Here is a 10097-nt window from a genome sequence, read left to right on the forward strand (position 1 = left end):
TGACAATGACGGGAGGCCAACCATGCGTTGGAGACAGGGCAGGCGCAGTAGCAATGTAGAGGATCGACGTGGCATGGGAGCGGGCAGACGCCGCCTGCCCGGCGGCGGCGGACTGAAGATCGGTGGCGGCGCAGGCATCATCGTGCTGCTGATCAGCCTGTTTCTGGGAGTGGACCTGAGCGGCTTTCTGGGATCCGGCTCTGGTGGTGGGGCATTGCCTCAGTTGTCTCCGAGCTCGCAGGGTCAGACACGCAGCAATGATGAGGCAACCGACTTCGTCTCGACCATGCTGGCCTACAACGAGGATGTCTGGACCAAATTGTTCCGCGATGCCGGTCAGCAGTATCAGCCTGCCAAACTGGTGATTTTCGATGGTGGGGTGAACTCGGCCTGCGGCTACACTTCGTCGGCGGCCGGACCTTTCTACTGCCCGGGAGACTACCAGGTCTACATCGACCTGAATTTCTTCCGTGAACTGCAGAAAATGGGCGCAGGTGGTGACTTCGCACAGGCCTACGTCCTGGCTCACGAGGTGGGTCATCATGTGCAGAATCTGCTCGGTGTTTCCATGGCGGTGCAGAAGCGGCAGCGATCGGTCGGCAAGCTGGAGTCCAACCGTCTGTCGGTGCTGACCGAATTGCAGGCCGATTGTTACGCGGGTGTCTGGGCACACCATGCTCACAAGGACAATCAGCTGCTGGAACCCGGTGATCTGGAAGAGGGCATGAACGCGGCTGCACGCATCGGCGACGATGCACTGATGAGTCGTGCCGGCGCCAAGGTGCGACCCGAGGCCTTCACGCACGGATCATCGAAGCAGCGCCAGGAGTGGTTGTACGTCGGTCTCAATACCGGCGATCCGAATCAGTGCGATACCTTTGGTAGTTAAGGGCCGATAGACATGAGAATGGATCGTCAGGAGTTTCTGGACTGGCAGCAGAAGCGCGTCACCTTGCTGGGTATGTCCGGTGTGGGCAAGACTCGTCTGGCCAACATGCTGCGTAATGATGACTGGTTCCACTATTCGGTGGATTACCGTATCGGTACGCGTTATCTCGATGAGCCGATACTGGACAACATCAAGCAGCAGGCCATGCAGGTACCTTTCCTGCGCGATCTGCTGCGTTCGGATTCCATCTATATCAGCAACAACATCACCGTCGACAATCTCGAACCACTGTCCACTTTCCTGGGCATGCTGGGCAATCCGGATCTTGGCGGTCTGGCCCTGTCGGAATTCAAACGCCGGCAGGCGCTGCACCTGGAAGGGGAGATCGCCGCCATGCGTGATGTCGAAGCCTTCGCCGAAAAGGCTCGCAGCATCTATGGCTACGATCATTTTCTGAATGATGCCAGTGGCAGCTTCTGCGAGATCGATGACGCCTCCGTCATCGAGTCAGTGGCCGACAACACGCTGATGATCTACATCCAGACGAGTCCTGAGGACGAAGCCTTTCTGATCGAGCGTGCTGCGCGTAACCCGAAGCCCTTGTATTACCGCGACAGCTTTCTCGATGCACAGCTGGCCAACTTCTATACCGAAAGGGGCGTCGAGTATACGGCGCAGATCGATCCATCCGACTTCGTTCGATGGGTATTCCCGCACCTGTTCAAGTCACGCATTCCACGTTACGAAGCCATTGCCGACAAGTATGGATACGTCATCTCGGCGCGCGATGCCTTCGAAGTGCAGAATGCGGAAGAATTCCTGTCGCTCATCGGCGACGCACTGAGGGTCTGAGCCATGCCACTGGTCGCCCATAACGATCTGCCTACCTATGAGCGCTTGCGCGAAGAAGGTTACCGCATACTGTCGCCGGAACGTGCACGGGATCAGGATTACCGGGCACTGCATATCGGATTGCTGAACATGATGCCCGATGCGGCGCTGGCAGCAACCGAGCGACAGTTCTTCCGTCTGGTCGGTTCCAGCAATCCGATTTCCCAGTTCTGCATCCACCCGTTCACACTCGACGAAATTCCCCGTGGGCCGGCAGCTCGAAGTCATATCGAGCAGCACTACGAGTCGTTTTCGCAGTTGCAGGAGCTGGGGCTGGATGCACTGATCATCAGCGGTGCCAACGTCACCCAGCCCGATCTGAGCAAGGAGGTGTTCTGGGAGCCGTTGCTGAAGGTCATCGACTGGGCCGATGAACATGTCACCTCGACATTGTGTTCCTGTCTGGCCACGCACGCCGTGGTGCTGGCACGGCATGACATTCAACGTCGTGGCTTGCCGAAGAAATGCTGGGGCGTCTACGAGCACGATGTGGTCAGAAAGGATCATCCGCTGGTGCAGGACATCAACACGCGGCTGTTCGTGCCACATTCTCGCTTCAACGAAATCACCGAGAAGCAGTTGCAGGACGCCGGCCTGCATGTACTGATCGCCGGTGAGGAACCGGGAGTGCAGCTGGCGGTCAGCCCGGATGGCTTCAGAACCGTGTTCTTCCAGGGGCATCCCGAATACGACAGCATCAGCCTGCTGAAGGAATACAAGCGTGATATCGGCGCGTTCATCAATGGGCAGCTGGCAAGTTATCCACCGATACCACAGCATTACTTCGATCGCTACAACAAGGCCTTGTTCGATGAATACAAGGAGCGAGTACATCAGGCGCGTGCCCGGGGGATGGCCGTGCCGGTGTTTCCGGAGCATCTGGCGGTGGATCGTTTGTCCAACACCTGGCATGACAGTGGTGAGGCACTGGTTGGCAACTGGATCGGTCTGGTGTATCAGGTCACACACCGACAACGGGAGTTGCCGTTCATGGACGGTGTCGATCCGGACGATCCACTGGGCTGGCTCGCCGGAGATGTGTCCCGGCTCACGTAAACGAGGGTCCGCTACCAACAATTCGCCAGTCCCGCCGACAAGTGACGTTAGAAACTCGAAACAGTCGCTGTAGACATCATGGCTTGTAGAGCAATTGCCTGCTTGGCAGAACCCGGTGCGGGCCGTATCGCCCGGTTTGCCACGCTGGCACTGATCCTGATGGTGAAGACGGTGTCGGCATCACCGGAGCCGTTCTCCATTGCTGCCGTGCCCGATTGGGTCAAGCCACTGCCGGCCTTCGATCCTGCCTTGGAGAGAACAGCGGAGCCTTTTCAGGGCTATCGCGCACGGCTCCGGGACTTCCAGTTCAACGGCTTGCAAGCCGGCCAGAGCCGCTGGTTTACGGCGGTGGAGTATGAGCTGACCAATCGCCATGGGGTCGAGAATCATTCGAATATCGAACTGTCCTTCGATCCCGGCTACGAAACCCTGCTGCTGCACGAACTGTGGGTTCTGCGCGGTGACACGCTGATCGACAAGCTGCCCACCGCGCGTCTCGATCTGCTACGCACCGAAAGCGACCGGGATGAACTGATCTACAACGGAACCCGGACGCTGGCAATCGTGCTTGATGATGTGCGTCGTGGCGATCTGATTCGCTATTCCTATTCGGTCGAGGGGGAGAACCCCATCTTCGATGATCAACGGGAATTCCAGGTGTTCACCGAATTTGCAGTACCGATGGATCGCAATCACGCCCGTATCCTGACGACCACGGATCGCCCACTGAGTCGGCGGGTGCGCGGTGCCGATGTTGCCGTGCAGGTCAGCGAGGAGAACGGTGTGCAGGAGCTGATCGTGGATCAGCAGGGAGTCCCTGAATTCGTTCAGGAAGTCGATGTGCCCAGTTGGCATTACGATCGAGGCACGATGGTATTCAGTGACCTGACAGACTGGCGTGCCGTGGTTGACTGGGCGGAGCCTATGTACCGCCTGTCCGACGTGCACAATGCGGAGATCGCGACCATCGCCAGTGTGATTCGCAGTTCCCGGGACGATCTGCAGGGACAGATCGGCGCGGCATTGCGTTGGGTGCAGGAAGAGGTTCGCTATTTCGGCGTGGAACTGGGCAAGAACTCGCACTGGCCGTCACGACCGGAAGAGACGCTGGCCCGGCGATTCGGTGATTGCAAGGACAAGTCGCTGTTGTTGATGGCCTTGCTGCGTGAACTGGGCGTGGAGTCACAGGCCGCACTGGTGAATACCAACCGAGGGCTGGAGTCGGGCAGTTATCCGTATCGACTGCACGCTTTCAATCATGTGGTCGTGCACCTCAGGCTCGGCGATACCGTGCATTATCTGGATCCTACCCTGCGCAATCAGGGTGGCGCTCTGGGCCAGTTGCGAGAACCGGATTATGGCCGGGCACTGGTGCTCTCGCCCGAAACGAGCTCCCTGAGTGACATGAGCAGTGTTCAGCCGCTCTACCGGATGTCCGTTCACAAATCCCTGACTCCCGGAGTCGAGGAAACGCAACTGACCGTGGTGACCAGCAAGCAGGGAAGCTGGGCCGAGAATGTCCGTCACGACCTGGAAACCGAAGGCAAGCGTGGGCTGGGGCGGGTCTTTCATTCCTACTATGCCGATTATTTCGATTCCATCGTTTCCGGCGGAGAGCCTGAGTTTGCCGATGGTCCTGGTGACAGCGTTCTGGTCACCGAACACTACCGCATACCGCAGCTGTGGCAGTCGGATGAGAATGTGAGTCGCTATCGCTGGATATACGCCGATGAGATCATTGCCTATCTGGACATGCCGGAAACCACGACCGGCAGACGACAGCCGTACGAGCTGATTCACCCGATCAGCATCGATGAGCGCTGGGATGTGTCTCTGACCATGCCACTGCGTCTGGACGATCTGGATGCCATTGTCGAGAATGACTGGTTCCGCTTCAGCAAGCAGTCGGAACTGGATGACGATGGTCAGTTGTTGAGCGTGACCTTCCGCTACCGTACGCTGGCCAATGAGGTGGCCGCCGCGAGTCTGGACGAGTACTCGGCGGCAGTGGCCGAGGTCTACGACCTGGCCTCATTCTACATCGAGGAAAAACCATCTCTGGGAGCTGCCGTGAAGGAAGCCACCAGCGAGCTTGCCCAGGCTGGCAGCCTGCATCCACTGCTGGTGCTGCTGATCATGCTGACAGGGCTTTTGCGACCTCTCATCCTGCGCTCATGAGGCCGGTTCTGGCCTGGCTGAGCGCCAGTGCGATTGTGGTTTTCGCCCGGCTGATCACGGCGGTCCATGCACGCTGGCAGGGCTGTGAACCTCGGGCCAGGCAACGCATCTATTACGCCAATCACTGCAGTCATGGCGATTTCGTGCTGTTGTGGACCGTGTTGCCGGCATCGCTCCGCCAGCTCACACGCCCTGTTGCCGGTGCCGACTACTGGTCCGGATCGGCGCTGAAGCGATTCATCGGTCGTGATGTTTTCCGATCGGTACTCATCGAGCGCAATCCGGCTCACAGAGAGCAGGATCCTGTTACGCAGATGACGCAGGCGCTGGATGCCGGTGACTCACTGATCCTGTTCCCGGAGGGGACGCGCAATACCGGTAATACACGCCTGTTACCCTTCAGGAGTGGACTGTATCATCTGTCCGAGTCTCGGCCGGAAGTCGAGCTGGTACCGGTGTGGATCAGCAACCTGAACCGCGTTCTGCCCAAGGGAGAAGTCATTCCCGTGCCCTTGATCTGCAGCGTCACCTTCGGGGTGCCTCTGGCACGCATACCCGAGGAAGGCAAGGCCGCCTTTCTGGCGCGTGCCGAACAGTCCCTGCTGGCACTGGCCATGATGGAGGCCGGTATCGACAACGAGAACCAATCATGAACGAATCGCGCTCCGACCTGCTGTTGCTGCTGGCAGGCGTGGGAGGGGTCCTGATCATTGCCACGATCATTGGCCAGTGGCTGGCCATGCGGCAAAGAGCCAGTAGCACGGACGATCAGACGCAGGTATCGGTCATCGACAATCTCAATGCCAGGATCAATGCCTGGTGGGCCATGGTCATTCTGATCGGACTGGCTTTCATGGGAGGCAAGGCCGGGGTCATCATCCTGTTTGGTTTCTGTTCCTTTGCGGCCTTGCGCGAGTTCGTCACGCTGACGCAGACCCGGCGTGATGATCACTGGGCGTTGGCAGCAGCGTTTTTCATCGTGTTGCCCGTGCAGTACGCTCTCGTCTGGTACGAGTGGTACGGTCTGTACTCGATATTCATACCGGTGTATGCCTTTCTGCTGTTGCCGATGCTGGCGGCCGTGCGTGGCAGTACGGAACATTATCTGGTGAGGGTGGCGGAAACCCAGTGGGCGCTGATGATCTGTGTGTTCTGCGCCTCTCATGTGCCGGCGCTGCTGACCTTGCAGATTCCCGGCTATGAAGGGCGTCAGGTGCTGCTCATCGCCTATCTGGTGGTGGTCGTGCAGATCAGTGATGTGTTGCAGTATGTCTGGGGCAAGCTGATGGGTAAACGGCGTATCGCCCCGGCACTGTCTCCGTCCAAGACTGTGGAGGGTGCTGTCGGTGGCATCCTCAGTGCAACCCTGATCGGTGCTTTGCTGTGGTGGATCACGCCGTTCACACCATTTCAGTCTGCACTCATGGCACTGGCCTGTACGCTGATGGGATTCATGGGAGGGCTGGTGCTCTCGGCCATCAAGCGTGACCGCGGCGTCAAGGATTGGGGACACCTGATTGCCGGACATGGTGGCTTCATCGACCGCATGGATTCGGTACTGTTTTCCGCGCCGGTGTTCTTTCACCTGGTGCGTTACGGCTGGGACGTATCATGAGCGGTCAGGGAAAGCAGCCGGACCTGATGCCTGGAGACAATACAGGAGACAAGGCGCCTGGGAAACCGGTGAGAGAGCCACAGGGGATACAAGGACCCGCTGGAGAGAGAGAGACGTCGCCGGATAGAGCGCAGGAGCAACGGGAGCAACGGGAGCAACGGGAGCAACGGGAGCAACGGGAGCAGCGGGAAATGCAGGTGCGGATAGCCATACCTGCGGACAGGCGTCCACTGGCCAGTCGCTCCACACGGTGGGCCGTGAGTCTGTCGCGCCGTCTGGCCGCCACGACGATCACACCCAACCAGATTTCGTTTGGCAGTATCCTGGCCGCCTCCCTGGGGCTGTTGCTACTGTTGACAACGAACCATCTGGAGTCGGCTGGCTGGATCTGCCTGTGCCTGCTGCTGGCAGCTGTGACCTGTCAGCTACGGCTATTGTGCAATCTGATGGATGGCATGGTGGCCATCGAGGCTGGCAAGCAGACTCCTGATGGTGCGGTGTGGAACGAACTGCCGGACCGAATCGCCGACGTGCTGTTGCTGGTGGGTGCCGGCGCTGCTGCGGGGGTAATCTCGCTGGGGTGGGGCGCTGCCACATTGGCGGTATCTACAGCCTATGTACGTGAGCTGGGCAAGGGCATCGACGGGGTGGTCGACTTTGCCGGGCCCATGGCCAAACCTCATCGCATGGCACTGCTGACAGTGGCGTTGTTGCTGTCCGCCGCCGCCAGTATCCTGGTGGACTCAGGAATCCATCAGCAGATTCTGGAGTGGGCCTTGTGGTTACTGTGTGGCGGCTGCCTGCTGACCCTCTACCGACGAGTCAGTGTCTTGCTGCATCGCTTGCAATAGATGCCTGAAACAGACATTTGACCAGCTGAACTTGCGGCTCTGGCCTCATCATCGATCACGGCCATCGACAACAGCGGGGTTCGCCCGGAAACGATGCCGGGCGTCCCTTTCCGGCATCATCAGGGCAGAGGGGCAATCATCGTGTCGCCCATGCAACACTTACCCTGCCGACAATCAGAGCTCAATCAGAGCTCAATCAGAGCTCAATCAGAGCTCAATCAGAGCTCAATCAGACCGTGGAAGCCGGTTCGTCAGTCTTCGAATCCAGCTTCTTATCAGCCTTGCTCAGGGCATCACTTGCCGATTCCCTGACATTCTCGGCGGTGTTCTGCAGCTGCTCACGAGCAGCGCTTGCACCTTGTTTCAGTTTTTCATCGGCCAGCTGTTCCACGTCATCGGTGATGGCGTCGGATTGCTGCCCTGCCAGGCGATCCTCCACGCGGGTTGGCGGCAATAGCGCACCGATGAAGGCACCGAGTGCAATGCCGGCTGCGCCGACGACCAGTGGCTGTTCGCGCATGAAGCGTGATGCATCATCGGCTGTAGAGCGCATGGAGCCTCGGAAGTCCTGCATGTGATCGCCTGCGCGATTGCGCCAGTCCTGAGCGGCATGACGCGCACGCTCGGCTTCTTCCCGATAACGATAGCCGGCTTCGTCTCTCACATCCGCCAGAGTGTCGAGCGCATCGTTGCCAGCCTCTTTCGCCTTGTCGATCAGTGATTGATCGTCATCCTGTGAGCGCGTCGCGTCCACCGAGGCGGACTGCATGCCGCTGTCAGTATGGGTTGCCGGGCGGCCAGTAGTATTCTGGCCGGGTCGGTAGCTGTCCGTGTCAGCACCGTAAGGTGTTCCACCTTGCCGATAGCTGCTGCGACCCTGCAGGTAGCGAGGATCTCTCTGGCGATAATCCGTGTCGGAGTATCGATCGAATTCACTCGCACGATAATCAGGGTAATCATCATACCCTCGGTCATGCATCCTCGAGCGCGACGAATTCTGCGACAAGGCCATCCAGGCCAGGCCAACGCCGGTCAGAATCACAGGGACCGGGTTGTCCCGAACGGTGCGTCCCAGGTTGTTCGCCATCTCGCCACCGTTGCCTCGGAACATGCCCATTGCCTGATCAATCATCTGGCTGGGTGAGAAGTGATCTTCTATCTGTGACAGCGTCCGGTTGATTTCGGAGCGCTTCTCATCGGCATGCTGTTCAAGATCGCGGGGATTTTCACTATGTGTATCGGAAATGCTCATGACAATTTGTTCTCCACCAGTCGTTTGTCCTTTTGCAAGGCATTCTGAGTTCTCGAGGGTGTCAGGTTCTCTGCAGACAGTTTTTTCTTGCCGGCCTGCAGCATGATCACGCCGACGATCGTGACGATCGCGCCGACGATGAGCGTGGCTACCCAGGGCGCCATTTGAGTCAATTGCGCCAAGGCAAGACAGGCCGCTGCCAGCAATACCATGACGCCAGCCAACAGTACGACACCCGACATCAGCAGACTGACGGCACCGGTCTTCAGGTCGTCCACCGAGTTACCGATTTCCGCCCTCGCCATGCGCATCTCGGTACCAACGAGATCGCTGATGTCGGTGCCAAGTTTGGACAGCAGGCCACCTATCGATTTTTCGTCACTATTCGTGGCGTGACGGGAGTGTGGATCCAGAGTTGCGTTTTCATCATGCATCATGTTCAGGCTCCTTCAGGCTCTTTGACAGGCTTGTTGCCAACACTCTTCTCGGTCGGCGAGACAGGTGTATTGACCCGAGGTTTTTCCTCGGTCACACTCGATCCCGCAACCGGGGCTGTAGCGCCCGCACCACTGTCTCGGGTCCGGATCTCTGCCTCTCGATCCTGCTGGCGGGATGAGGCTGTGTAACGATGCGATCCGGAATGAGGAGGGGTGCTCCTGACGCTGGTACTGCGGCCATAGTCCGGCGCGTACCGCTGACTTTGGTCTGCATCACTGCCAGGATAATCGCGCGGGTCGCGATCGGCACTGGCCTTGAAGAAGCGGGATGCAGCGACGCCGATTGCGATACTGCCCAACATGAACAGGCCGGGATTTTCCCTGGCCAGTCTGCGGGTGTCATTGGCCAGTTCATCCAGCGAACTGTTGCTGATCTTTTCGGACAGACCCGACATCGAGTCGGCGATTTCCCGGGTGTAGTGCCCCAGTGGATGATCCTGCTCGTTCAGGGTGCTGGCTGCATCGTCCATTGCCGATGATAGGGTGTCCACCTGTGAGGCGATGACATCCTGACCTTTTTCGAACTGCTTTTCGGCCTGCTGTCGTGTACTGTCCTTTGCTTCCCTGGCCAACTGGTCCGCCTCTGAACGGATGGTGTCCTTCGCCTTGTCGGCTTCCTCAGCGATATGAGCCGAGGTATCTTTCGTTGGATTCTTGTCGTTCGTCATGACTGTTTCCTCTGCTGAATCAAGTGTTCAACTTCTCAACGGTATAGAGAGTCCGGCCATGTCCGGCTCTTCCACAGTCATACTGAAGACCTTTGTGAGCTGTTTCACATGGCTTGCAAATTATTCGCGAGACCGTGTAATAGCTTCACTTTGATCAGGCAAGCGCCTTGCGAGCCGGTGCAATCACGACTCTTGGCAAG

General features: G+C 58.5%; 10 protein-coding genes. 7 read left to right on the forward strand and 3 right to left on the reverse strand.

Features of this window, described 5'->3' with window-relative positions; genetic code table 11:
- Window positions 1–22 precede the first annotated feature (22 nt).
- The 7 genes from ypfJ to ACUNV4_RS19870 all read left to right on the forward strand — a co-directional run bounded on the left by ypfJ (window position 23) and on the right by ACUNV4_RS19870 (window position 7480).
- Complete coding sequence (ypfJ, locus tag ACUNV4_RS19840; protein ID WP_430880348.1) at window positions 23–889, forward strand: KPN_02809 family neutral zinc metallopeptidase; 867 nt, start codon at window positions 23–25, stop codon at window positions 887–889.
- Window positions 890–901: 12 nt separating this feature from the next.
- On the forward strand, window positions 902–1741 hold the full coding sequence (locus ACUNV4_RS19845) for an ATPase (protein WP_430880349.1): 840 nt from the start codon (window positions 902–904) through the stop codon (window positions 1739–1741).
- A gap of 3 nt (window positions 1742–1744) precedes the next feature.
- A complete protein-coding gene (gene metA, locus ACUNV4_RS19850; RefSeq protein WP_430880350.1) occupies window positions 1745–2836 on the forward strand; it encodes a homoserine O-succinyltransferase MetA in 1092 nt (363 codons plus the stop codon).
- A 102-nt stretch (window positions 2837–2938) separates the two neighbouring features.
- Window positions 2939–5014: a DUF3857 domain-containing protein gene (locus ACUNV4_RS19855; protein ID WP_430880351.1), complete on the forward strand. Its 2076-nt coding sequence runs from the start codon at window positions 2939–2941 to the stop codon at window positions 5012–5014.
- Window positions 5011–5667, forward strand: a complete 657-nt coding sequence (locus ACUNV4_RS19860; protein ID WP_430880352.1) for a lysophospholipid acyltransferase family protein — start codon at window positions 5011–5013, stop codon at window positions 5665–5667. The genes ACUNV4_RS19855 and ACUNV4_RS19860 overlap by 4 nt, the downstream gene beginning before the upstream one ends.
- Window positions 5664–6629 carry a phosphatidate cytidylyltransferase gene (locus ACUNV4_RS19865; protein ID WP_430880353.1) on the forward strand — a complete coding sequence of 322 codons (966 nt, stop codon included), beginning with the start codon at window positions 5664–5666 and terminating at the stop codon, window positions 6627–6629. Before ACUNV4_RS19860 ends, ACUNV4_RS19865 begins: the two co-directional genes overlap by 4 nt.
- Window positions 6626–7480 (forward strand): CDP-alcohol phosphatidyltransferase family protein, encoded by an 855-nt coding sequence (locus ACUNV4_RS19870; protein WP_430880354.1) that lies wholly within the window; start codon window positions 6626–6628, stop codon window positions 7478–7480. Before ACUNV4_RS19865 ends, ACUNV4_RS19870 begins: the two co-directional genes overlap by 4 nt.
- A 229-nt stretch (window positions 7481–7709) precedes the next feature.
- Here ACUNV4_RS19870 and ACUNV4_RS19875 read toward each other — a convergent pair whose 3' ends face one another.
- Genes ACUNV4_RS19875 through ACUNV4_RS19885 form a run of 3 tightly spaced genes read right to left on the reverse strand, consistent with a single transcriptional unit; the run spans window position 7710 to window position 9897 of the window.
- The gene (locus tag ACUNV4_RS19875) at window positions 7710–8732 is read right to left on the reverse strand and encodes a hypothetical protein (RefSeq protein WP_430880355.1); all 1023 of its coding nucleotides are present in this window, start codon (window positions 8730–8732) and stop codon (window positions 7710–7712) included.
- Window positions 8729–9169 (reverse strand): phage holin family protein, encoded by a 441-nt coding sequence (locus ACUNV4_RS19880; RefSeq protein WP_430880356.1) that lies wholly within the window; start codon window positions 9167–9169, stop codon window positions 8729–8731. Before ACUNV4_RS19880 ends, ACUNV4_RS19875 begins: the two co-directional genes overlap by 4 nt.
- A 2-nt stretch (window positions 9170–9171) precedes the next feature.
- A complete protein-coding gene (locus ACUNV4_RS19885) occupies window positions 9172–9897 on the reverse strand; it encodes a hypothetical protein (RefSeq protein ID WP_430880357.1) in 726 nt (241 codons plus the stop codon).
- Window positions 9898–10097: the final 200 nt, after the last annotated feature.

Source organism: Granulosicoccus sp. 3-233, from assembly GCF_052681095.1.

What these genes read in the sequence shown, in the direction of transcription:
- ypfJ (WP_430880348.1), top strand. Translation starts at nt 23, where the DNA reads ATGCGTTGGAGACAGGGCAGGCGCAGTAGCAATGTAGAGGATCGACGT.
- ACUNV4_RS19845 (WP_430880349.1), top strand. Translation starts at nt 902, where the DNA reads ATGAGAATGGATCGTCAGGAGTTTCTGGACTGGCAGCAGAAGCGCGTC.
- metA (WP_430880350.1), top strand. Translation starts at nt 1,745, where the DNA reads ATGCCACTGGTCGCCCATAACGATCTGCCTACCTATGAGCGCTTGCGC.
- ACUNV4_RS19860 (WP_430880352.1), top strand. Translation starts at nt 5,011, where the DNA reads ATGAGGCCGGTTCTGGCCTGGCTGAGCGCCAGTGCGATTGTGGTTTTC.
- ACUNV4_RS19865 (WP_430880353.1), top strand. Translation starts at nt 5,664, where the DNA reads ATGAACGAATCGCGCTCCGACCTGCTGTTGCTGCTGGCAGGCGTGGGA.
- ACUNV4_RS19870 (WP_430880354.1), top strand. Translation starts at nt 6,626, where the DNA reads ATGAGCGGTCAGGGAAAGCAGCCGGACCTGATGCCTGGAGACAATACA.
- ACUNV4_RS19875 (WP_430880355.1), bottom strand. Translation starts at nt 8,732, where the DNA reads ATGAGCATTTCCGATACACATAGTGAAAATCCCCGCGATCTTGAACAG.
- ACUNV4_RS19880 (WP_430880356.1), bottom strand. Translation starts at nt 9,169, where the DNA reads ATGATGCATGATGAAAACGCAACTCTGGATCCACACTCCCGTCACGCC.
- ACUNV4_RS19885 (WP_430880357.1), bottom strand. Translation starts at nt 9,897, where the DNA reads ATGACGAACGACAAGAATCCAACGAAAGATACCTCGGCTCATATCGCT.